This is a genomic window from Bradyrhizobium sp. Arg816 (assembly GCF_029989365.1).
Classification (GTDB): Bacteria; Pseudomonadota; Alphaproteobacteria; order Rhizobiales; family Xanthobacteraceae; genus Bradyrhizobium.
On the sequence record NZ_JAPRAQ010000028.1, the window covers coordinates 39,368 to 61,190 of the forward strand.

Annotated in this window: 19 protein-coding genes; 6 read left to right on the forward strand and 13 right to left on the reverse strand. The window is 64.9% G+C overall.

The window, feature by feature from the left end; genetic code table 11:
• Window positions 1-92: 92 nt before the first annotated feature.
• The 10 genes from OWC48_RS39345 to OWC48_RS39390 all read right to left on the reverse strand — a co-directional run bounded on the left by OWC48_RS39345 (window position 93) and on the right by OWC48_RS39390 (window position 11,270).
• Window positions 93-1,820 carry a chemotaxis protein gene (locus tag OWC48_RS39345; protein ID WP_282524821.1) on the reverse strand — a complete coding sequence of 576 codons (1,728 nt, stop codon included), beginning with the start codon at window positions 1,818-1,820 and terminating at the stop codon, window positions 93-95.
• Between the two features lie 5 nt (window positions 1,821-1,825).
• Complete coding sequence (locus tag OWC48_RS39350; protein ID WP_282524822.1) at window positions 1,826-2,917, reverse strand: chemotaxis response regulator protein-glutamate methylesterase; 1,092 nt, start codon at window positions 2,915-2,917, stop codon at window positions 1,826-1,828.
• A gap of 15 nt (window positions 2,918-2,932) precedes the next feature.
• Complete coding sequence (locus OWC48_RS39355) at window positions 2,933-3,787, reverse strand: protein-glutamate O-methyltransferase CheR (RefSeq protein WP_282524872.1); 855 nt, start codon at window positions 3,785-3,787, stop codon at window positions 2,933-2,935.
• Between the two features lie 138 nt (window positions 3,788-3,925).
• Complete coding sequence (locus OWC48_RS39360; RefSeq protein WP_282524823.1) at window positions 3,926-5,728, reverse strand: methyl-accepting chemotaxis protein; 1,803 nt, start codon at window positions 5,726-5,728, stop codon at window positions 3,926-3,928.
• A gap of 60 nt (window positions 5,729-5,788) precedes the next feature.
• Window positions 5,789-6,265, reverse strand: a complete 477-nt coding sequence (locus tag OWC48_RS39365) for a chemotaxis protein CheW (RefSeq protein WP_063985241.1) — start codon at window positions 6,263-6,265, stop codon at window positions 5,789-5,791.
• A gap of 36 nt (window positions 6,266-6,301) precedes the next feature.
• Complete coding sequence (locus OWC48_RS39370) at window positions 6,302-7,999, reverse strand: methyl-accepting chemotaxis protein (RefSeq protein WP_282524824.1); 1,698 nt, start codon at window positions 7,997-7,999, stop codon at window positions 6,302-6,304.
• Window positions 8,000-8,036: 37 nt separating this feature from the next.
• Window positions 8,037-8,498, reverse strand: coding sequence for a chemotaxis protein CheW (locus OWC48_RS39375; protein WP_282524825.1), 462 nt, complete (start codon window positions 8,496-8,498; stop codon window positions 8,037-8,039).
• Window positions 8,498-10,585: a chemotaxis protein CheA gene (locus OWC48_RS39380; protein WP_282524826.1), complete on the reverse strand. Its 2,088-nt coding sequence runs from the start codon at window positions 10,583-10,585 to the stop codon at window positions 8,498-8,500. The genes OWC48_RS39375 and OWC48_RS39380 overlap by 1 nt, the downstream gene beginning before the upstream one ends.
• The gene (locus OWC48_RS39385) at window positions 10,582-10,947 is read right to left on the reverse strand and encodes a response regulator (RefSeq protein WP_008142319.1); all 366 of its coding nucleotides are present in this window, start codon (window positions 10,945-10,947) and stop codon (window positions 10,582-10,584) included. Before OWC48_RS39385 ends, OWC48_RS39380 begins: the two co-directional genes overlap by 4 nt.
• Window positions 10,947-11,270: a lipid asymmetry maintenance protein MlaB gene (locus OWC48_RS39390; protein ID WP_282524827.1), complete on the reverse strand. Its 324-nt coding sequence runs from the start codon at window positions 11,268-11,270 to the stop codon at window positions 10,947-10,949. Before OWC48_RS39390 ends, OWC48_RS39385 begins: the two co-directional genes overlap by 1 nt.
• Window positions 11,271-11,557: 287 nt before the next feature.
• On the opposite strand from OWC48_RS39390, the gene OWC48_RS39395 reads away from it, so the two are divergent.
• The 3 genes from OWC48_RS39395 (at window position 11,558) to OWC48_RS39405 (ending at window position 15,726) form a co-directional block, all read left to right on the forward strand.
• On the forward strand, window positions 11,558-12,697 hold the full coding sequence (locus tag OWC48_RS39395) for an HD-GYP domain-containing protein (protein WP_282524828.1): 1,140 nt from the start codon (window positions 11,558-11,560) through the stop codon (window positions 12,695-12,697).
• A gap of 188 nt (window positions 12,698-12,885) precedes the next feature.
• Entirely contained in the window at window positions 12,886-13,557 is a 672-nt protein-coding gene (locus tag OWC48_RS39400; RefSeq protein WP_282524829.1) for a hypothetical protein, read from the forward strand.
• Between the two features lie 18 nt (window positions 13,558-13,575).
• Complete coding sequence (locus tag OWC48_RS39405) at window positions 13,576-15,726, forward strand: adenylate/guanylate cyclase domain-containing protein (protein ID WP_282524830.1); 2,151 nt, start codon at window positions 13,576-13,578, stop codon at window positions 15,724-15,726.
• Window positions 15,727-16,172: 446 nt separating this feature from the next.
• On the opposite strand, the gene pobA is transcribed toward OWC48_RS39405, so the two are convergent.
• Complete coding sequence (gene pobA / locus OWC48_RS39410) at window positions 16,173-17,345, reverse strand: 4-hydroxybenzoate 3-monooxygenase (RefSeq protein WP_282524831.1); 1,173 nt, start codon at window positions 17,343-17,345, stop codon at window positions 16,173-16,175.
• 47 nt (window positions 17,346-17,392) lie between these two features.
• Here pobA and OWC48_RS39415 point away from each other — a divergent pair, with 47 nt between their 5' ends.
• Both OWC48_RS39415 and OWC48_RS39420 read left to right on the forward strand, forming a co-directional pair.
• Entirely contained in the window at window positions 17,393-18,298 is a 906-nt protein-coding gene (locus OWC48_RS39415; protein WP_282524832.1) for a helix-turn-helix domain-containing protein, read from the forward strand.
• A gap of 401 nt (window positions 18,299-18,699) precedes the next feature.
• Window positions 18,700-19,314, forward strand: a complete 615-nt coding sequence (locus OWC48_RS39420; protein WP_282524833.1) for an NYN domain-containing protein — start codon at window positions 18,700-18,702, stop codon at window positions 19,312-19,314.
• Between the two features lie 24 nt (window positions 19,315-19,338).
• On the opposite strand, the gene pcaG is transcribed toward OWC48_RS39420, so the two are convergent.
• Together pcaG and pcaH are read right to left on the reverse strand one after the other, a co-directional pair.
• A complete protein-coding gene (gene pcaG, locus OWC48_RS39425) occupies window positions 19,339-19,965 on the reverse strand; it encodes a protocatechuate 3,4-dioxygenase subunit alpha (RefSeq protein WP_282524834.1) in 627 nt (208 codons plus the stop codon).
• Between the two features lie 4 nt (window positions 19,966-19,969).
• Entirely contained in the window at window positions 19,970-20,752 is a 783-nt protein-coding gene (pcaH, locus tag OWC48_RS39430; protein WP_282524835.1) for a protocatechuate 3,4-dioxygenase subunit beta, read from the reverse strand.
• A 95-nt stretch (window positions 20,753-20,847) separates the two neighbouring features.
• On the opposite strand from pcaH, the gene OWC48_RS39435 reads away from it, so the two are divergent.
• Window positions 20,848-21,777 (forward strand): LysR family transcriptional regulator, encoded by a 930-nt coding sequence (locus OWC48_RS39435; RefSeq protein ID WP_282524836.1) that lies wholly within the window; start codon window positions 20,848-20,850, stop codon window positions 21,775-21,777.
• The last annotated feature ends 46 nt before the right edge of the window (window positions 21,778-21,823 follow it).

Here is a 21,823-nt window from a genome sequence, read left to right on the forward strand (position 1 = left end):
AATGACCTAACGGCCAGCCCTTCGGGCAAGGTTAATGCTCCGAAAACCCAATCCGTCGAATTGCCGCCGACGCGCGACGCCGGCGGCGAACGTCAGAACAACTCTATGCCGTCATCCGCGGTCTCGACCGCATCGACGCGGCGCGTGGCGGCGATCGACGCAAGGCCAAGCGCTTGCAGGAATTCGCGGTGAACGTCCCGCTCGCGCTCCATCGTGTAGCGCGCGAAGAGATCGTCGAGCATCGCCTGATCCTGCGCCTCCGGCTGCGGCTGCTGCGTGCCCGCGCTCGCGGTCTCGAGACGCGCGGCAACCGCAGGCAGGGCCGCGGAGCTCTCGCCCAGCGAGCTCATCAGACCTTGCGCCGAATTCATCAGGCCTTCGAATTCCGCACCTTCATCGACGAGCCGGCTCATCAGCTTGCCGAGCCGTTCGTTGCCGACCTCGACCTCGCGCAGCGCCTGGAGGATCTGCGGCTCGAACTTGCCGAGCTGCGTGGGATCGCCCCGCACGCGGAGCTCCTTCAGCTCGTTCGCAGAGCGCTCGATGCCGTCGAGCACGGGCCGCAAGCGCCCCGCGCCCACAGAGACATGGTCGGCGGTGGCCTTGAGCTCGTTGGCGATCACGACGAAAGCGCTGCCGCGGCTGCCGAGATGGCTCGCCTTGAGGCCGGCATTCATTCCGATCAGGGTGATGTCGACGGTCGCCTCGGCGAGCCCGGCGATAGCCTGGCGAAACTTTGCCAGCGTGTCCTCGACGATGGCGAGCGCCTCGTCGACCGAGCGGCCGGCGCTCTCGCAGGTGGCGATCAGTGTCGAGGCATGTGCCAGTGCCTGCTTGATGCGCGCCAGGAACGATGACGAGCCGCCATCCTCGCCGCCGAACAGCGTGCGGCCATGGCCGACGACGTTGCCCGCATCGTGCAGGATGGCGCTGAGCGCGCGAACGATCTGGCCGATGTCGCCGCCGAATTCGCGCTGGGCGTCCCTGAGCAGGGCCGCCTGCAACTGGCAGATCGCGCGCGCGCCGTCCTCGCTCGCGCCCCGTTCGGGAACGAGGCCCGGCGCAGCTTCCGACGCCTGGCCGAGGCCATGGCAGACATGTTCGAGGCGCTGGCGTGTGCTGTCGCCGGCCTGCAGGGAAATGATCGCGCCGCCGACCGCCTCGGCGATCTTCCTCGTGCTGGTGCTCGCGAGGTCGGCGAGCTGGCTGCTGTCCCGGCGCTGGCCGCGCAATCCGGAATAGGCTGCGCCGAGCTCGGCGCTCTCCGACACCAATTGATTCCGATAACGGCTCTCGAACTCCTTCTGCCGGCCGGAGGCAGTCGCAACGGCTTCCGACAGGCGCTGCTGGTCCCGCGCGCAGCCCTCGATCGAACCTTGTACCGCCTTGCCGAGATCATAGGCTTCCTGCGTGAAGGCGAGAAAGCCCTCGCGATCGCCGTCGAGCGAGGCCGCCTCGATCCGCGCGCTGCGCGCGATGATGGTGATCATCTGGATGTGCTTGAACAGCGGCTTGAGCAGCGAGGACGCCTCCGCCGTGCTCGTGCCGATGGTCGCAAGCAGCGCGCTCTCGGCCGGCAGCGCCTCTGCCAGCTCGCTGAGCCGCGCGGCGATCTCCTGTAGCGCGGTGGCGGCGCCCTCGATCTCGGCGCCGGAGAGCTCCTCCGATAGCGTCGCGAGGCCCTGGTTCAGCTCCTTGAAGATGAGGTGACCGCGACCGAGCTCGTGACCGACGCGCGCGAAGACGTCCTCGATCCGCGACGAGACGTCCTCGATCGCGACGATCGCCTCGGTGAGTGTGTTGGCCGGAATGGCGGACATCGCAATCAACCTGCCACCGCAACGGGTCCGGCCTGATACCAGAGCATGATCTCGCGCGGGATATGATGCAGCGAGACGACCTTCTCGACTCCGCCATGCGCGATGGCTTCCTTGGGCATGCCGAACACCACGCAGCTCTCCTCGTCCTGCGCGCGCGTCGAGGCGCCGAGCTTGCGCATCTCCAGCATACCGCGCGCGCCGTCGTCGCCCATGCCCGTCATGATCACGCCGAGCGCGTTGGCGCCGGCATGCTGGGCCGCGGAGCGAAACAGCACGTCGACCGAGGGGCGATGCCGCGACACCGGCGGCCCGTCCTTGATCGCGATCTGGTAGCGCAGGCCGATGCGCTGGAGCAGCATGTGACGGGCGCCCGGCGCGATATAGGCGCAGCCCGGCAGCACCGGCTCGCCGTCCTCGGCTTCCTTGACGCGGATCTGGCAGACGCTGTCGAGACGCCTGGCGAAGGCGGCGGTGAACCCTGCCGGCATGTGCTGGACGATGACGATGGGAGGACAGTGCGGCGGCAGCATCTCGAGGACGTCGTTGAGCGCTTCGGTCCCGCCGGTCGATGCGCCGATGCAGACGATGCGTTCAGTGGTCGGCCGGACCTTGCCCTGCACCGGCGGCGGGATGATGGCGTCGGCGGTCAGCTTCCTCTCGATCGTACGGCGCTCCGCCCGCGGGCGGACCCGCGCGCGCGCCGCCGATTTCACGGCCTCGCGCAGTCGCGTCGAGCATTCGAACAGCGCCTGCCGGGTGTCGATCTTCGGCTTCGGCACGATGTCGACTGCGCCCGCCTCGAACGCCTCGAACATCACGTTGGAACCTTCCTCGGTGAGCGAGGAGCAGATGATCACCGGGATCGGGCGCTGCGCCATGATCTTGCGCAGGAACGTCATGCCGTCCATGCGCGGCATTTCCAGGTCGAGGATCATGACATCGGGGATTTCGTTCTGGAGGCGGCGCGCCGCCGCGAACGGATCGGAGGCCGTCCCCATCACCTCGATGTCAGGGTCGTCGTTGAGGATCGTTTGCAGGATTTGGCGAACCGACGCCGAATCGTCCACGATCAGTACGCGAACTTTCTCCTTCGGCATCTCGCGTGGCTCCAATCAGACCTGGAAAATGGTGGGCTGAACCTGTTTCAGACCAGGGACGGCACTGTGAATCATCGATTCCGAATGTCCGACCAGCAAATAACCGCCAGGCCGCAAATGGCTGCACAATTGCTCGACCACCTTGCGCTGGGTCTCACGCTCGAAATAGATCAGGACGTTGCGGCAGAAGATGATGTCGACGTCCCGGTCGACGGGGTAGGACTTATCCATGAGGTTCATCCTCATGAAATGCGTCATGCGCCGCAATTCCGGCACCACCCGTACCTCGCCGCGCGACCTGTCGCGTGACGACAGGAAATATCGCTTCAAAAATGGCTCCGGTACCGGCGCGAGCACGTCACGGGTGTAGATCGCGGTCTTGGCAAGCCGCAACACCGCGGTCGAGATGTCGGTCCCGAGGATGCGGTACTGAAACCGCGAGCCGTTCCGCGTCATGTCGTCCAGCACCATGGCGGTGGTGTAGGCTTCCATGCCGGTGGAGCTTGCCGAGCTCCAGATCTTCAGGTTCGCGTTTTTCCGTCCGTGCGACTTGAGCAGGGCCGGGATCGCGACGTCACTCATGAAGGTGAAGTGCTGGGGCTCCCGGAAGAAGTCGGTCTTGTTGGTCGTCACAACATCGATGAGATGGGTGAGCTCGGCGTCGAAATGTTCGGCCTCGAACAGGTTGTCGACATATTCATTGAGGTCGGAGAAGTTCAGCGCGCGCACGCGCTTGTGCAGCCGCCCCTCCAGCATCAGCCGCTTGCCCTGCGGCAGCTTGATGCCGACCTGGCCCTCGATCAGTTCGGCGATGGTCCGGAAGTGGCGGTCGGACAGATGGACGACCGTATCCTGCACGGCGGGCATCATGGCTGAATGCCCCGATCCGCGATGGCTGCCTGCACTGAATGTCGGGCCGAACGGGCCATCTTGAATCCCACGCATTTACACGATCACTGACGGCGGATCGGCCCATCGGTGAAGGATGGGCCGACCTCCTGACGGGTCTCAGCGCTGGAAATCGGCATCCCGATCGTCCTCGCCGTCGTTCATGTCGAAGGCAAAGCCGCCGCCACCGGCCGCCTTCACGGCGCGCGCCGGCCTCGCCTGCGGCTTCTTGGCCGGCCGCTCGACGGCCGCCATTGTCGCCGCCTTGGCGCGGAGCTGGTTCACCGCCCGGTCGATCGGCGCGGCGGCCTGGCTGCGTCCCTGCTCGATGCGGAAATAGGCGATCGTCGACTGAAGTTGCTCGGCCTGCGAGGCGAGCTCCTCCGAGGTCGAGGAGACCTGTTCGGAAGCGCTGGCGTTCTGCTGGCCGACCTTGTCGAGCTGCTGGATCGCCTGGTTGATCTGGGCCGAGCCGACGTCCTGCTCGCGGCAGGCGGCGGTGATTTCCTCGACGAGCTCTGCCGTCCTCTTGATATCAGGGACGAGCTTGGAGAGCATATTTCCGGCCTCCTGCGCGACCTTGACGGTCTCAGTCGACAGCGTGCCGATCTCGGCCGCTGCCGCCTGGCTGCGTTCGGCGAGCTTGCGCACTTCGGACGCGACCACCGCAAAGCCCTTGCCGTGCTCGCCGGCGCGCGCGGCCTCGACCGCGGCGTTGAGCGCGAGCAGGTCGGTCTGGCGCGCGATCTCCTGCACGATCGTGATCTTCTCGGCGATGGTCTGCATCGCGTTGACGGCGCGGCCGACGGCGGCACCGCTGGCCTCGGCATCCTTGGCCGACTGCGCGGCGATCTTCTCGGTCTGGTTGGCGTTGTCCGCGTTCTGCTTCACGTTCGAGGCCATCTCCTCCATCGAGGACGAGGCCTCCTCGGCGGACGAGGCCTGCTCGGTCGCGCCCTGCGAGAGCTGCTCGGCGCTGGCAGAGAGCTCCTGGCTGCCGGCGGAGACGTTCTGCGCCGCGGTCAGGGCTTCCGACACGATCTTGCGGAGCTTCTCCACCATGCGCTCGAGCGCGAGACCGAGCGTATCCTTGTCCGACAGCGGTTTGGCCTCGACCATGAGATCGCCCTGCGCGATCTGGTTGGCGAGCGCCGCCGTCGCGTTGAGGTTGACCGTCATCGCGTTCAACGACTTGATGAGATCTCCAATCTCGTCGTTGCTGGAGGACTCGATCTTGTGGCTGAGATCGCCGATCGCCACCGCATCAGCGAGGCCCACCGCCTGCGCCAGGGCACGGCTGATGTTCAGCGCAATCCAGGTCGCCGCGACCGCGGCGATCAGCAGCGAGGCAATGACCAGGCTCATCAGCAGCATCTCGGCGCGCGCACCGTCCTGCTTGGACTGCTCGGCCTGCTCAGCCATGTTCTTCTTGACGTTCTTGATGTAACCGTCGGCCGCTTCGATCGCGTCCGCAACGACCTTGCGGCCGTCATGCATGGAGCGATCCAGGGCCTTCGGCTTGTCGGTCTTCGCGAGCGCGACCGTCTCGTCCTGATAGGCGTTCAGCTTGGCGAAGGCGACGTTGAAGACCTCCATCAGCTTCTTGCCGCCTTCGCTGACCGCCGCGTAGATCTCGTCCTTGGACTTGGCAACCGCTTCGCGATTCTTGATCAGGTCAGCCCGGAACTGCTCGTGCTCTGCGTCGTTCGCCGCCAGGATCGAGTTCTTCTCGGCGCGAACGAGGAACAGAATGCCTTCCTTCAGCTCGGCGGCCTTTTCCATCCGGCCCGCACGGCTGACCAGAAGCTCGGTGGTGCCGACCATGTCGGCCAGCTTCATGTACCCGACCGCGCCCGCGATCATGGACAGCAGGATGACGACGCCAAATGCGCTGGCAAGCTTGGCTTTGACGGTGAATCTCATGTCAGTCTCGTTGGTTCGAATTGGGGTGCTTACGCTTGACCACGCTTCACGCTTGCAAATTCAGGCGGCGCGAGAGGTATCGCGCCCTTCCGGGATCTCGTCGTTCGCCATCAGCTTGGCGAGATCGAAGATGACGACGAATTTCTCGCCCTTGCGGCCGATGCCGGCGGCATAGTCGGACTGCCATTTGCCGCCGACCTCGGGGATGGGCTCGATCGCCTGCTCGTCGATATCGGTGACCTCGAACACGCAATCGGCGACGAAGCCGACGCCGACCAGGCGATCCTTCATCGGCACGTCGAGGATGATGATGCGGGTCGCTTCAGTCGCTTCCACGGCCGGCAGGCCGAGCTTGGTGCGGAGGTCGACGATGGGATAGCCGCTGCCGCGCACGTCGATCATGCCGAGCAGGAAATTCGGCGCATGCGGCAGCCGTGAGATCGGCCGCATGTCGAGAATTTCCCGGACATTGCGGATGCTGATGCCGAACGTCTCGCCGGCGAGCCCGAGCGTCAGATATTGCGAGGTTGCGGCCATGGTACGGTCCAGAGTCAGATAGTTTTCAAGTTGCGGTCAGCGCTGAAACTCGGCGTCGCGTTCGTCTTCGCCGTCATGCATGTCGAAGGCGAAGCCGCCGCCATTGGCGACCTTCATCGCGCGCGCCGGCTTGCGGGCGGGCGCGGGCTTCTTGACGCTGCGGTCCGCTGCCGCCATGTGCGCGGCCTTGGCGCGGAGCTGGGTGACCGCACGGTCGATCGGCGCGGGCGCCGCAGCCTCGCCGCGGCCGGCATGCTCGATGCGGAAGAACGAGATGGTGGACTGAAGCTGCTCGGCCTGCGAGGCGAGCTCCTCGGAGGTCGAGGACACCTGCTCGGAGGCGCTGGCGTTCTGCTGGCCGACCTTGTCGAGCTGCTGGATCGCCTGGTTGATCTGGGCCGAGCCGACGTCCTGCTCGCGGCAGGCAGCGGTGATCTCCTGGACCAGCTCGGCAGTCTTCTTGATGTCGGGCACGAGCTTGGACAGCATGTCGCCGGCTTCCCGCGCGACCTTCACGGTTTCCGTCGACAGCGTGCCGATGTCGGCCGCCGCCGCCTGGCTGCGTTCTGCGAGCTTGCGGACTTCGGAGGCGACCACCGCAAAGCCCTTGCCGTGCTCCCCGGCGCGCGCGGCCTCGACCGCGGCGTTGAGCGCGAGCAGGTCGGTCTGGCGCGCGATCTCCTGCACGATCGTGATCTTCTCGGCGATGGTCTGCATCGCATTGACGGCACGCCCCACGGCGACGCCGCTGGCTTCCGCGTCCTTGGCCGACTGCGCAGCGATCTTCTCGGTCTGGTTGGCGTTGTCGGCATTCTGCTTCACGTTCGAGGCCATCTCTTCCATCGAGGACGAGGCCTCCTCGGCGGATGAGGCCTGCTCGGTCGCGCCCTGCGAGAGCTGCTCGGCACTGGCCGAGAGCTCCTGGCTGCCGGCGGAGACGTTGTTTGCAGCGGTGAGAGCCTCCTCGACGACCTGCCGAAGCTTCTCGACCATCATGTTGAGCGATTTGACCAGATCGCCGATCTCGTCGTTGCTGGAGACGTTGATCGTCTGGCTGAGGTCGCCACTCGCCACCGCGCCGGCAAGGCCGACGGCGCGGCTGAGGCCACGCGCAATGCTGAGGGAAATCCAGATCGCGGCGATCAGGCCGATCACAAGCGATGCTAACACGGCCGAGATCAGCAGGAACTGAGCGCGGTTGCCGTCCTCGTGAGCCTGGGCCGTCTGAGCGGCCATGTTCTTCTTGACGTTGGTTACGTAGACGCTGGCGGCTTCCATCGCCTCGCCGGCCGCCTTGCGAGCCTCAATCGACGAGCGCTCGACGGCCTTCGTCCTGTCGGTCCTGGCGGTCTTGAGGACGTCGTCCTGAATGGCATTCATCCGGACGTAGGCGGCGCCGAAATTCTCGATCAGCTTCTTGCCCTCGGCAGAAGCCTGTCCATGGATCTCCTCTTTCAGTTTCAGCAGCGTCTCACGTTGCTTGGCGATCTCGGCGATGAAGCGGTCGGCCTCGCTATCCGGCGCGAGAAGCAGGTTCTTCTCGGCCCGAACCTGGGACAGAACTCCCTTTTCGATTTCCGCCGCACGGTCCATTCGGCCCGCGCGCGACACCAGACTGTCGGCGGTGTCGATCATCTCGCTCAGTTTCACATAAGCGAGGCCACCCGCCGCCATCGACAGCAACAGGACCACACCGAACGCGATGGCAAGCTTTGCCTTGACCGTAAATCTCATTTCCAGCCCCTACCCCAGTCTCGCCCGAGACCTCATCTCAATTCAGGATGCGTTCCATGTTCGGAACGATGACGAACTCTTCGCGCCACTTGGCAATGAAGCGAATGAACTCCGGCTTCCAGTGCATGCCGACGCGCGGTGTCTGCTGCACGTCGGTCTGCGATATTTCGGTGACCTCATAGACCTTGTCGGCGGTGACGCCGACCAGCACCGGCTCGCCGTCCAGTTCGATCTCGATGACGACGATGCGCGTGTCGGCGGAGTCGTCGAGCTGCGGCATGCCGAAGCGAATGCGCAGGTCGGCGAGCGGAATGACGTTGCCGCGCACGTTGATGACGCTCGGAACGAAGGCCCGCGCGCCCGCCACCCTGGTCACCGGCACGGGATCGATGATCTCGCGGACGAGGCCGGCGTCGAGCGCGAATTTCTCCTCGCCGAGACCGATCATCACGACCTGCATCGCGTCGACCTGATGTTCCTCCGTATGCGCCTCGTTCATCACGCCGCCTCGCTGATGTGCTGCTTCTCGACCTTCGACTGCGCCATCGCGACGAGCTGTGCGACATCGAGGATCAGCGCCGCCGTACCGTCGCCCAGAATGGTCGCGCCGGAGAAGATCGTGACGTCGGAGTGCAGCTTGGAGAGCGACTTGATCACGGTCTGGTGGTTGCCGATGATCTGGTCGGCGACCAGGCCGACGCGGGTTTCGCCGGTCGAGATGATGATCGTCTTCTGGTGCCGGTCGGGCGCGCCCGATGCGGTCATGATCTCGCGCAAGCGCAGGAACGGCACGAGGTTGCCGCGCACGTTGAGGAAGTTGCGGCCGCGGGAGCGCTCGTCCTCTGCCGTCAGCTCGACGCACTCCTCCACCGCCGACAACGGAATGATGTAGCGGCCCTCGCCGACGCGGATCAAAAGACCCTCGATGATCGCGAGCGTCAGCGGCAGGCGCAGCGTCACCGTGGTGCCCTGGCCCGGCCGGGTCGACAGGTCGATCGTGCCGCGCATGGTCTCGATGGTGCGCTTGACCACGTCCATGCCGACGCCGCGGCCCGACAGCGCCGAGATGGTCTGCGCGGTCGAGAAGCCCGGGTGGAACAGGAACTGGTGGATCTCGTGATCGGTCAGTACGGCGCCGGAGGCGATCAGCCCCTGCTCTTCCGCTTTCGCGCGGATGCGCGCGGTGTTGAGGCCGCCGCCATTGTCCTTCACGGTGACGAGCACCTGCGCACCGGAATGAACAGCCGCGAGCTCGATCCGGCCCTGCTCCGTCTTGCCGTTGGCGGAGCGGGTCGCGGTGTCTTCGATGCCATGGTCGATGGCGTTGCGGATCAGGTGAACCAGCGGATCGGCCAGGCACTCGATCATGGTCTTGTCGAGCTCGGTGTCCTCGCCCGTGGTGACGAATTCGACCGGCTTCGACAGGTCGCGCGACAAATCGTGCACCAGGCGGCGGAAGCGGCCGAACAGCGAGCCGATCGGTACCATGCGCGCGCCCATTGTGGTGTCACGCAAGGAGGAGGCAAGGCGCTCGATTTCCTCGGCGATCATCTTGATCGAGAGATCCGAACCGGACGAGGCGAGCTGCGTCAGCCGCGCCTGGGCGATGACGAGCTCGCCGACCCGGTCCATCAACTCGTCGAGACGCTCGGCCTGGACGCGGACGGTGGCGATGCCGCGATCGTCACGCTTGGCCTCGGGTTTCGGTTCAGACTTCGATTCAAGCTTGGCTTCCGGCTTCGGCTCTGCCTTGACGGGGGGCTGCGCGGCGACGGGCGCGGCAGCGACCTCGACCGCCTGCGCGGCCATCTCGGCCACCGGTGTCGGCTCCTCGTCGAGAAGCTGGAACAACGGTAGCGGCGCGGGCGCTTCGACCTGCTCAAGCGGCGAGAGCGTCAGCTTCATCTCGTCCTGGACGAACATGAAGACGTCGTCGATCGCGTCCTTGTCGCAGGCCGCGTGCAGCTTGACGTCCCACTTCAGATAGCAGTCTTCCGGCTCCATCTCGTCGAGGAACGGGATGCCGTCGGTCACGGGCACGACGAAGCACGGGCCGAGCTTGCAAAGGTCTTCCAGCAGATCGAGCGGGTTCGAGCCGTTGCGCAGGATGTGGGATTCAAATTCCAGATACAGGTGCCAGCCGGTCTGCTTGCTCTCACTGGGGGCCAGCGGCGGCGCTTCGGCGATTTCGGCGACAGGAGCGGCAGGCTGGTCGGGAAACACGAAGCGCTTGAGATCGTCGAGGATGGCCTCGCCGATGATGTCGTCGGTCGACTGCGGATCCTCGATCAGCGCCCGGATATAGTCCTTGGCCGCAAGCGCGACCGAGATCAGCTCCTGCGTCGGCTTGATCTCGCCCTTGCGGACGCGGTCGAACGCGGTCTCGAATTCGTGGGTAAAGGAGGCGACCTTGTCGAAGCCGAACATGGCGCCCGAGCCCTTGATCGTATGCAGGGCGCGGAAGGCGGAATCGACCAGCTCGCGGTCGTCGGGACGCTGGCCGAGATCGAGCAGGGCCCCTTCCAGGACCTCGAACAGCTCGCTGGCTTCCTGGCGAAAGACCTCGGTCGGGTCCATCGCACTCATGCACGCACCAGCTTGCCGACCACGGCGAGCAGCTGCTCGGGCTTGAACGGCTTGGTGATCCAGCCGGTGGCGCCGGCGCTCTTGGCTTCCTGCTTCACCGTGTCATTGGATTCGGTGGTCAGGAACACGATCGGCATGCCGACCGCGCTCGGCAGCTTGCGCAGCGCCCGGATCAGCTCCAGCCCGTTCATGACGGGCATGTTGAGGTCGGTGATGACGAGGTCGAGCTTGCCGGCCTGCGCCTTGGCGAGCCCTTGCGCGCCGTCGCCGGCCTCGATCACGTTGTGACCGGCCGGCTCGAGCACGACCTTGATCATCTGACGGATGCTGGGGGAATCGTCGACCGTGAGAATCGTGGCCATCAGGTGCCATCTTTCTTTTGCGGGAAGTGCTGTTCGATCATCGCATCGCTGGCGAAGCCGGCGCGGCGAAGGGTGTTGCGCAGAGACTGGGAGAATGATGTGAGCACCACCGGGCGGCCCTGGGCCTCGCCCGTCCTGGCGGTCGACAGCAGAAGCTGGATCGAGGTTACGTCGGCCTTGTCGACGCTCGAACAATCGATCTCGAGCCGGTCCTGCCGGCCGAAAGCCTCTCGGATCAGGTCATAGACGCTGCGGATCGCAGCGATGCTGCAATCTGCAGGCAGCCGTAGGGACCACTTCGGCTCAGTGACATCAGACGGCATTCGTCCCCCAGATTTCCTCGGGATTCGCTGCACGCATGACGCGAATCCCGCACGGCGACTATTCCCTTGGGAGAGTGTGCAAACCCCTAATGGGCATCACCGTACAACTACGGGTCACAAACCCTAGAACTTCGCGCATGCATGCAGGCGTGCATGGTTCGCTCATTTCTCATGCGTTGTGCGCAGTCTTGAGTCAGTTCGCCGCAGCCCGGACGTTTGCTCCGCGTTAAATCGCAGCGGCTATTCGTGGAGGTCACGCCTCGCCATCCGAACGAGACCGGCCGCCGATGCTGACCCAAGCGCTTTTGGTTGATGACAGCCGCTCTGTCCTCAATTTCCTGAAACGTCATATCGAAGCCGAAGGCCTGGTCGAGGCCACGACTTTCCTCGATCCCGTCGAGGCGCTGGCTCGCGCACGCGAGCGCGTCTTCGACCTCGTGCTGGTCGACTACGAGATGCCGCATATGGACGGCATCAGCTTCATCCGCGCCTTCCGCACCCTGCCCGGCTGCGCCGACATCCCGATCGCGATGATCACGTCGCGACAGACCGATGACGTCAAGATGGAAGCGCTGCAGGTTGGTGCAACCGATTTCTTACCGAAACAGCCACAGAGCCTGGAGATGACGGTGCGCCTGCGCAATCTGGTGCGCCTTGGTGCAGCCGTACGCAAGCAGAACGACCGTGCCGCCGATCTCGCGAGCGCGGTCGCCGCCGCGACCCGGAAGCTCGGTGAGCGCGAGGAAGAGATCATCCTGCGGCTCGCGCTCGCGGTCGAATACCGCGACAACGACACCGGCGAGCACACGCTGCGGGTGGCCCGCTACAGCCGCATCATCGCCGAGCAGCTCGGCCTGCCGCCCCGGCTCTGCCGCGACATCTATCTGGCCGCGCCCCTGCACGACGTCGGCAAGGTCGCCATCCCCGATCATGTCCTCCTCAAGCCCGGCAAGCTCACCGACGATGAGATGGCGGTGATTCGCACCCATGCGACGATCGGCGAAAAGATCCTGGCGGATTCCAGCTGCGAGCTGATCCAGCTCGGTGCGCAAATTGCCGCAGGCCATCACGAGCGCTGGGACGGCGCGGGCTATCCGAACGGCCTTCAGGCAGACGCGATCCCGGTCGCCGCGCGCGTCGTCGCAGTCGCCGACGTGTTCGACGCCCTGACGACGCGTCGGCCATATAAAGAGCCGATGCCGCTCGACGTGGCGCGCGACTATCTGGTCGAGAACCAGGGCCGGCAGTTCGACCCGGCCTGCGTCGGGGCCTTCCTGTCGCGCTGGGACGAGGTCGTGGAAATCGCCGCCGGTCAACAGGCGACGCCGTATCAGAAGACCGAAGCGCGTCTCGCACCTATTATAGAGTGTGCGGCAGAGAGCCCTGCGGTCGAGGACCGGTTGCCTGAGCCCGTCCCGGCCGCCTGACATGATCCATCCGGCCAATAGCTTGCCGCGACTTCGCTTTTCTCCGGTCGCAGATTTGAACCTGTTCCTGCTAGAGTGCACCAACAACCAAGAGTGATTCCGGTCACATTTGTCTGGACGCGCCGGTGCTAAGCATCGAACCAGGACGGGGACCGGCGATTTATCGGTCGAATTGGATGAGAATTCCCATGAGAAGCCTGATCGGCGCTGGTGTCGGCGCGTTCTGTCTTGCGGCTCCCGCTTTGGCGGAGACCCCGGCCGCGATCGTCGAAGACGTCCAGGGCAAGGTCGACGGCATCGCCTTCATGGACTATGTGGCGCCGGGCAAGATCATCAAGCTCGGGCCCAAGGCCAGCGTCACGCTCAGCTACCTCAAATCCTGCCAGCGCGAGACCATCAGCGAAGGCGTCGTCCTGGTCGGCGCCGAGCAGAGCACCGTACAGCTCGGCGAGGTCAAGCGCGAGAAGGTGCCCTGCGATACCAATGCGGCAAAACTGTCCGAGCGCGAGGCGAACCAGAGCGCCGCAACGACCTTCCGCACCATGCGATCGGACGCGAAGGGAGCGCCGCCGGCCAAGCTGCCGACGCTCTATGGCGTCGCGCCGCTGGTACAGGCCAAGAGCGGCAGCACGCTGGTGATCGAACGCACCGACGGCAAGGAGCCCACGATCAGCGTGCCGCTCAAGAGCGAGATCATGGTCGGTGGCAAGTTCTACGACTTTGCCAAGGCCGGAAAGACACTGACCCCGGGCGGCAGCTATCTCGCCATCCTCGGCGCCAAGCGCTACGCCTTCCAGGTCGATGCCAGCGCCACATCATCGTCGACGCCGATCGTCGGCCGCCTGCTGCGGCTCGAATAGGCGGTCTGCGACGGGGCGATGCGGCGGATCGGGGGACGGGACATCGTTGCGGCGATCCTGATTGCGCTCGTTGCGGGCGCAGTCTTCACGTCCCCGCCGCTTCAGACGCTGCAAGGTCTCTCGCTCGATATCCTCACGGCGCTGCGCTGGAAGCTTGTCGGCGATCGCCGCGATCCCGCCGCTTCTCCGGTCGTCGTGGTTGCGATCGACGGGGAGACCTACGACACGCCGCCCTTCAAGGGATCGCCGACCCAGACCTGGACGCGCGAGATCGGCCGGGTGCTCGCCAGCATCAGCGAGGGCGGCGCCAAGGTGATCGGCTTCGACGTCATCTTTCCGAGCTCGATCGAGCAGTCGGAAATTCCCTTTGGCGACGCGTCGTTCGGCAGCCGCTTGAAGGGATTTGACCGGGACTACCTCATCGCACTCCGGCAACTCTCCGACGGCGGCAAGCTGGTGCTTGGCGAGATCCTGAGCAATGACCATCCGGATGTGCCCTACCCCGCACAGCGACTTGCGGTGAAAAACGTTGTCCGCGCCCTCAACGTGCATACCGACACCGATGATGTGATCCGGCGGATGCCGCTGAGCTTTGCCATCGACGGCAAGCCTGTCCCTGCGATGGCGGTCGAGCTCGCCGCGCGTGCGCTCGGCACGACGCCCGGGAACGGACCATCCGGCGCGATGCAGCTGCCCGGCTACACGATCCCGAGCGCGGTCCCCAACACGTTGACGCTCAACTACCGTGGCATGGGCCGCGACGTCCCGGCCTATTCTTTCGCCGACCTGCGTGCCTGCGTCGAGAAAGGCGACCGCGATTTCTTCCGCCGCGCCTTCGACGGCAAGGTTGTGCTGCTCGGCACCGTCCTCAATTTCGAGGACCGCAAGCTCACCTCGATGCGGCTTTCCGGCGGATATGACGGCTCGCCCGCACCGCGTTGCGCCCTGCCCGCCCCGGCCGGCACCGCGCAGAAGGCCCGCAGCGACATCGCCGGCGTGTTCGTGCATGCCACCGTCGTGCGAAACCTGATCGAGCGCGACGCCGTGACGGAGCTCGGCTTTCCGGCGCGGACCGTCCTCACGATTGCGTTCGCGGCGATCATCGCCTGCGCGGCCTGCATGCTCGCACCCGGCGGCGCGGTGATCGCCTGGCTCGCCCTCACCGCCGTTTACGCCGCCGTGGCGGTCGGCGCGTTCGTGCATGCCCTGGCGCTGCCCTTGACAGAGCCCGCGCTCGCGAGCCTTGCCGCGCTCGCGATGATGATCGGCTACCGCTTCGTGCTGGCCGATCGCGACGAGCGTTTTCTGCGCAAGAGCTTTGCCTTCTATCTGGCGCCCGAAGTGATCAACACCATGGTCGCCTCCGGCAAGATGCCGGCGCTCGGCGGCGAGATGCGCAACGTCACCATGTTCTTCTCCGACCTCAGCGGCTTCTCCTCGATCGCCGAGACGATGACGCCGGGCGAGCTGGTGACGCTGATGAACGAATATCTCTCGGCCATGACCGACATCATCGAGAGCCATGGCGGCTATGTCGACAAATATATCGGCGATTCCATCGTCGCGATGTTCGGCGCGCCGGCCGACGATCCCGTACACGCGCGCAACGCGGTTCACGCCGCGCTGAAGTGCCACGAGAAGCTCGCGGAATTGAACGCCAGCAATCCCGCCTTCGCGGGCCACGGCCTGTCGCACCGCATCGGGCTCAACAGCGGCGAGGCCGTGGTCGGCAATATCGGCTCGCGCCGTCGCTTCAACTACACCGTGATGAGCGACACCGTGAACGTCGCCTCGCGCCTCGAGGGCGCCAACAAATATTACGGCACCGCCATCATGGCCTCGGAAACGACGATGGCGCAGACCGGCGACACTTTCGCCTGGCGTGAGCTCGATGCGATCAGGGTGCTCGGCCGCGGCGAGGCAATCAAGGTGTTCGAGCCGCTGGCGGACAAGGGCGCGGAGAGCGCGGCGCAAACAAAGGTGGGCGCGGCGTATGCGGAGGGGCTGGCCTACTGGCGGGCGCGGGAGTTCGCAAAGGCGGCCGAGGCGTTCGAGACGATGGCAAAGACCGATCCAGCGTCAACGCTGTTCGCAAAGCGCGCCCAAGCCCTCGCGGCCAATCCACCGCCGCCGGATTGGACACCGGTCAACACGCTGGAAGGAAAGTAGTTGCCGCCGCGGCCCGGTGCGTTTTCAACTGGCGCAAATGCGCCATGACAACTCGGATAGGTTCCGCCTGCCCAAGGTTGAAGAAACGGGCTAAGGTTGCAGCCCCTATCAAGGGCTAAAAGGCAAGTTCGATGTCCCCAATCAAGCTCTTGTCGATTGGATTGATCGCGATCGCTATGCTCACAACGTCCGCCATGGCTCGCGAGAAGCGACGCGTCATAATACGCGCGCCCTTTGATATGAACCATTCCGCCACCGTCAGCAGGTCCTACAAGCTTCCGCTTGAACCGGATGGCCGCTGGATTTTCTGGGACGGCATTCCAATATGGTTCGGTCCGTCGGTCCGGGGCTGGCCCGGTCACATTTGCGACTGGGGCGACAACGGGCAGATATGCTGAGTCATTTGATCTTCACTGCGGCTCAGCACAGCAGGCGACTGCCACTACCTAAAACGGCAGGCCCACGTAATTCTCCGCAAGCAGGCGCTGCGCGGTCTCGGACGAGAGCAGATATTCCAGCTCCGTCTGCTGAAGCCGTTCCTCATATTCGGAACGGTCGGGAAAACGATGCAGCAGCATCGTCATCCACCACGAGAAGCGTTGCGCTTTCCAGATCCGCGCAAGCGCCTTGGCGGAATACCCCTTGAGCCCGGAATCGTCGCCGTGCTGATAATGCGCCAACATGGCGTGGTAGAGGTAATAGATGTCAGACGCCGCGCTGTTGAGCCCGCGCGCGCCGGTCGGAGGCACGATGTGGGCGGCATCGCCGGCGAGGAACAGGCGGCCGTAGCTCATCGGCTCGGCGACGAAGCTACGCAGGGGCGCGATGCTCTTCTCGATCGAGGGCCCGGTGATCAGGCGGCCGGCGACCTCGTCCGGCAGGCGGCGCTTCAGCTCCGTCCAGAACGCATCGTCGCTCCAGTCCTCCACCTTGTCGGTCAACGGCACCTGGACGTAGTAGCGGCTCAGCACTTGTGAGCGCAGCGAGCAGAGCGCAAAGCCGCGTTCATGCTTCACATAGATCAGCTCGGGCGATACCGGTTTCGTGCGCGACAGCACCCCTAACCAGCCGAACGGATACACCTTCTCGTATTCGCGCAGCACGTCCTTCGGGATGGACCTGCGGCTGACGCCGTGAAAGCCGTCGGCGCCAACGACGTAATCGCAATCGATGCGGACGATCTCGTCGTTCGATCGATAGGTCACGTAGGGCCGGTCCGACGTCAGATCGTGTGGCGTCACGTCCTCGGCGTTGTGCACGACCTTGCCGCCGAGGCGATCGCGCGCCTCGTAGAGGTCGCGCGTCAGCTCGGTCTGGCCGTAGACCAGCACCGAATTGCCGCCGGAATGCTTGTGCAGGTCGATATGGGAGAGCACGCCGTCATGCGCGATCTCGAAACCGTTGTGGATCTCGCCCTCGCCGTCCATCCGCTCGCCGCACTGCGCCTCGCGCATCAACCTGGCGAAGCCGTGCTCGAGCACGCCGGCACGGATGCGGGCGAGCACGTGGTCGCGGCTGTATTTCTCCAGCACGACAGTGTCGATGCCCTTCAGGTGCAGAAGCTGGGACAACAGCAGCCCGGACGGCCCACCGCCGATGATGCAGACCTGAACTTTCATTTTTACGTCCGTCGCTGCGTTTTTTGCAGATACGACGCCGCAAACCGATGGAGGGTTTCGTCTTTGTCTTGTACTATTCGAACATGAGAAGCACAGCCTCAGCCCCGGCAATCCGGGTCTACAACCTCTTCGGCGAGTCCGGCGATCTGCCCGACGTCGTGCATTGCGAGACGATCGCTTCGCGCTCGGTGCTGCACGACTGGACGCTGGCCGTGCATCGCCATGCCCGGCTGCACCAGGTGCTGCTGATCGAGCGCGGCGGCGGCGAGGCGACGCTCGACGGGCGCGCGGTGCCGCTCCGGCCGATGCAGGTCGTCAACGTGCCGGTCGGCCATGTCCACGGCTTCCGCTTCGAGCCCGATACCCAGGGCTGGGTGCTGACCATCGCCGCGGAAATTCTGGACGAGGCACTGCTTGCCTCGGAAGGACTACGCGGCGCCTTGTCACGATCGGCCGTGGTGCGCGGCACGCCGCAGATCCGCACCACCATGAAGCAGATCTTCGCCGAGCACGCCGCGCGCGATTTCGGCCGCGCGCACGTGCTGCGTGCACTGTCGGCGGCCATGATCGGGCTGGTGGCCCGCGCGCTCACCAGCGAGAGCGGCGGCAACGGTACGGCGGAAAGCGGGCTGTTCCGCCGCTTCGAGGCGCTGCTGGAACAGCATCATCTGGAACGCTGGAGCGTTGCGGACTATGCAGGTGCGCTGTCGATCACGCCGACCCATCTCAACCGGCTGACGCGGGCGGCGACCGGCGACACCGCCTCGCACCTGATCCTCAACCGGCTGATCCGCGAGGCGCGTCGCAACCTCGTCTACACCAATTTGCCGGTCTCGACGATCGCCTATGCGCTCGGCTTCGAGGATCCCGCCTATTTCAGCCGCGTCTATGCCGCAGCCACGGGCCTGTCGCCGCGCGCCTTTCGCGCCCAGCTCCATGGCGGCGAAGCTTGAGGCATCCCGCGTCGAAGAACCGGTCCTCGGGCGCGCGCAACAATCCAGACATCGACGTGCGGCGCGCATTTGCGGCCGGCCGTATCCGTGATCGCGCCGGGCTGTCGAGATCCGACCTGACGCGCCACTTACCTTCGTATAGAGCATCCAACCCTTTGGATACGCGCCGTTTACCTCCGTACAATTGAGCGTGGCATGCGCACGCCATAAGGTGACTGCATTCGGAATCCTGACGCTGATCGCAGCAACCTCCCTTAACTGGCGCGGGACGGCCCTCCCTCCGGCCGTCTGCGCGCCGCCTTTTTCCGCGGGCCATCGGCGACTTCGGCGTTTTCCGGCCGGCACGCAGCCCTGACGGCTGAACCCGCCGGCTTCCATGCGGAACTGGGGATTTGTGCAGAATGTCTTCGCTTGAGAAGATTGCGGTCTTCATCGATGGCCCCAATCTCTATGCCGCCACCAAGGCGCTCGGTTTCGATATCGACTACAGGCGCCTGCTCGGCGAATTTCACGGCCGAGGTACGCTGCTGCGAGCCTTCTACTACACGACCGTGAGCGAGGATCAGGAATACTCGTCAATACGCCCATTGATCGATTGGCTCGACTATAACGGGTACACCGTCGTCACCAAGCTCGCCAAGGAGTTCGTTGACGCCACGACCGGCCGCCGCAAGATGAGGGGCAGCATGGATGTGGAACTCGCCGTGAATGCCATGGAACTCGCCGAGCACGTCAATCAGATCGTGCTGTTCTCGGGCGATGGGGATTTTCGTTCACTGGTGGAAGCCGTGCAACGCCGCGGCGTCCGCGTGACGGTCGTGTCGACGCTTGCGAGCCAGCCTCCCATGGTAGCCGACGAACTGCGCCGGCAGGCTGACGTCTTCATCGATCTGACGGAGTTGAAGCCAAGAGTGGGGCGCGCCCCGGCCGAGCGGCCGGGATCGCGCGAGATGCGCCAGCAACCACAGCAAGCCACCACGCGCGGATCGATCAATCGAGGCGACCAGGTGGAATGATCGTGCGGGACGACCGCCGGATCGTCAGACGTCGAAGAACACTGTCTCCTCCGCCCCCTGCAGATTGATCGTGAAAGAGTACACGACCTTGCCGGCACGCTCGCCGCGCGTGGCGATCAGCGTCGCGCGCCGCGCCGGCGGCTCGACCAGGTTGAGCACGGGGTCGGCGGCATTCGCGGCTTCTTCGTCGGAGAAATAGAGTCGCGTATTGAGACCGATGTTGATGCCGCGCGCGACGATCCAGATATTGACGTATGGCGCGCATCTGCGACCTGCCTTGTCCGTGATCGCGCCCGGCTTGATGGTCTCGAAAGTGATGAGGCCGCTGTCGAAATCCGAGCCGGCGCGGCCCCAGCCGCGAAACTCGTCGTCCGGCGCGCCGGCGGAACGATCGGCCGGATGGTTGTAGCGGCCGGACGCATTGGCCTGCCAGATTTCCAGGAGCACGTCGCGCAGCGGCGTGCCCGCGCCGTCGAACACCCGGCCCTCCAGCGTGATACGCTCGCCTTGCGTGCGTGGCGTCACCAGCACGTTGGAAAAGTTCTTCTCGAAGATGTCGAAGCCGGCCATGGCCGGGATCAGGCCGATATGGACGTAGGGCCCGGCGGTCTGCGAGGCGGTTTCCTTGAGATAGTTGAGCGGCTGCGGCATTGGCTCAGTTCCCCGCGGTACGATTTTCGAAATAGGTGGAACGCTGGCCGCGCAGCACGATGTCGAAGCGGTAGGCGAGCGAGTCGAACGGCGTCGAAGCGTTGAGGTCGAGCGGCGCCACGAGGCGGTCGAGCGCGTCCTTGTCCGGGATCGTCGTCAGGATCGGACAGACCGGAATCAGCGGATCGCCCTCGAAGTACATCTGCGTGATCAGGCGCTGCGCAAAGCCCGAGCCGAACACCGAGAAGTGGATGTGGGCCGGACGCCAGCTGTTGACGAAGTTGCGCCAAGGATAGGGGCCCGGCTTCACGGTGCGGAAATAATAGTAGCCGGTGTCGTCGCTCAGCGCGCGGCCGCAGCCGCCGAAATTCGGATCGATCGGGGCAAGATAGGTGTCCTTCTTATGCCGGTAGCGGCCGCCGGCATTGGCCTGCCAGAACTCGACCAGCGTGTTCGGCACGCCGCGGCCGGTCTCGTCCAGCACACGGCCATGGACGATGATGCGCTCGCCGACGGGATCGCCATCCTTGGCGTAGTTGCGGATCAAATCATTGTCGAGCGGACCGAGATCGTTGTGGCCGAACACCGGACCCGTGATCTCCGAGACCGAGTTCTCGATCGACAGCATCGGCTGGCGCGGCGAGCGCAGCACCGAGGATTTGTAGCCGGGCGCATGCGCCGGCGGATGGATCGAGTGGTCGCGCTGGAAGAAGCCACCGTCGCGTGGGGTGAACGGCTCGGGTCGGTTGAGGCGGGGATCCTGCAAGGCTGGCGCCTGGACATTCATCGGCGTTGTCTCTCCCTGTGGCGCCCGGGTGTGGGGGCGCGGCTTATCGGGAGATCATGCGACGATCTATTCTCAAGATAAATAGATCGATTATAATGAATTACATGAAGGAAATCGATCATTTGGCGCTCGACGGCCACGCGCTCGAACTGTTCCTTGCCGTGCTGGAGGAAGGCTCGGTCACGGCGGCAGCCACGCGGCTTGGTCTGACGCAATCGGCGGTCAGTCACGGGCTGAACAAGTTGCGGCGGATCGCGGGCGATCCGCTGTTTGCCAAATCCGGCCGCGGCATCGTCGCCACCGCCCATGCTCAGGCATTGGCTGCGAAAGCGCGGGCGCTGATCGACGAGATGCGCAGCTTTGCCGGCGGCGTCACCTTCGAGCCGGCACGCGCGCAGCTTTCGCTGACGATCGCCGCCAATGATTTCCAGCGCGATCTGCTGTTGCCGCGGTTCTTCGATCATGTCGCGGGACAGGTCAGGAGCCTGAACCTGCGCGTGATCCCCTCGCAGTCGCCGTCGCCCGCGATGCTGCGCGAAAGCCGCTGCGATCTCATGGTCACGCCGCTGCCACCATCCGGCGTGGACATCGTACAGAAGCGGCTGCTCAGCGATCATTACGTCTGCTACTTCGATCCCAAGGCGCGCACCGCGCCAGCCGGCCGTAGCGCCTATCTCGCGGCACGCCACATCACAGTGGTCTATACCGACAACGAGCGGCTCGACTTCGACCGCCGGCTGGCGGCGAACGGCTTTCTTCGTGACATCGCCATCTCCGTGCCGAGCTTTTCCGGCGTGCCGCCCTTCCTGCGCGGCTCGCAGATGCTGGCGAGCATGCCGAGCCTGCTCGCCTCCGGTGTGATGCGCGGTTTTGCGCATGTACCGATTCCGCTGGCGTCGCGAACCAAGACGCTGGCCGAGCTGCCAATGTTCATGGTCTGGCATCAGCGCTATCAGAAAGACCCGGCCCATCGCTGGATCCGCGGCCAGCTCGAAACCGTGGCGGCAACGGCGGCCGGAGACTGAGCCTCGGTCACGATTTCAGGGAAGCCAGCCCTTCGCCAAACCCACT

Excerpts from the sequence above, each read along its gene's own strand:
- OWC48_RS39345 (WP_282524821.1), bottom strand. The coding sequence starts at position 1,820 with ATGTCCGCCATTCCGGCCAACACACTCACCGAGGCGATCGTCGCGATC.
- OWC48_RS39350 (WP_282524822.1), bottom strand. The coding sequence starts at position 2,917 with ATGCCGAAGGAGAAAGTTCGCGTACTGATCGTGGACGATTCGGCGTCG.
- OWC48_RS39355 (WP_282524872.1), bottom strand. The coding sequence starts at position 3,787 with ATGATGCCCGCCGTGCAGGATACGGTCGTCCATCTGTCCGACCGCCAC.
- OWC48_RS39360 (WP_282524823.1), bottom strand. The coding sequence starts at position 5,728 with ATGAGATTCACCGTCAAAGCCAAGCTTGCCAGCGCATTTGGCGTCGTC.
- OWC48_RS39365 (WP_063985241.1), bottom strand. The coding sequence starts at position 6,265 with ATGGCCGCAACCTCGCAATATCTGACGCTCGGGCTCGCCGGCGAGACG.
- OWC48_RS39370 (WP_282524824.1), bottom strand. The coding sequence starts at position 7,999 with ATGAGATTTACGGTCAAGGCAAAGCTTGCCATCGCGTTCGGTGTGGTC.
- OWC48_RS39375 (WP_282524825.1), bottom strand. The coding sequence starts at position 8,498 with ATGAACGAGGCGCATACGGAGGAACATCAGGTCGACGCGATGCAGGTC.
- OWC48_RS39380 (WP_282524826.1), bottom strand. The coding sequence starts at position 10,585 with ATGAGTGCGATGGACCCGACCGAGGTCTTTCGCCAGGAAGCCAGCGAG.
- OWC48_RS39385 (WP_008142319.1), bottom strand. The coding sequence starts at position 10,947 with ATGGCCACGATTCTCACGGTCGACGATTCCCCCAGCATCCGTCAGATG.
- OWC48_RS39390 (WP_282524827.1), bottom strand. The coding sequence starts at position 11,270 with ATGCCGTCTGATGTCACTGAGCCGAAGTGGTCCCTACGGCTGCCTGCA.
- OWC48_RS39395 (WP_282524828.1), top strand. The coding sequence starts at position 11,558 with ATGCTGACCCAAGCGCTTTTGGTTGATGACAGCCGCTCTGTCCTCAAT.
- OWC48_RS39400 (WP_282524829.1), top strand. The coding sequence starts at position 12,886 with ATGAGAAGCCTGATCGGCGCTGGTGTCGGCGCGTTCTGTCTTGCGGCT.
- OWC48_RS39405 (WP_282524830.1), top strand. The coding sequence starts at position 13,576 with ATGCGGCGGATCGGGGGACGGGACATCGTTGCGGCGATCCTGATTGCG.
- pobA (WP_282524831.1), bottom strand. The coding sequence starts at position 17,345 with ATGAAAGTTCAGGTCTGCATCATCGGCGGTGGGCCGTCCGGGCTGCTG.
- OWC48_RS39415 (WP_282524832.1), top strand. The coding sequence starts at position 17,393 with ATGGAGGGTTTCGTCTTTGTCTTGTACTATTCGAACATGAGAAGCACA.
- OWC48_RS39420 (WP_282524833.1), top strand. The coding sequence starts at position 18,700 with ATGTCTTCGCTTGAGAAGATTGCGGTCTTCATCGATGGCCCCAATCTC.
- pcaG (WP_282524834.1), bottom strand. The coding sequence starts at position 19,965 with ATGCCGCAGCCGCTCAACTATCTCAAGGAAACCGCCTCGCAGACCGCC.
- pcaH (WP_282524835.1), bottom strand. The coding sequence starts at position 20,752 with ATGAATGTCCAGGCGCCAGCCTTGCAGGATCCCCGCCTCAACCGACCC.
- OWC48_RS39435 (WP_282524836.1), top strand. The coding sequence starts at position 20,848 with ATGAATTACATGAAGGAAATCGATCATTTGGCGCTCGACGGCCACGCG.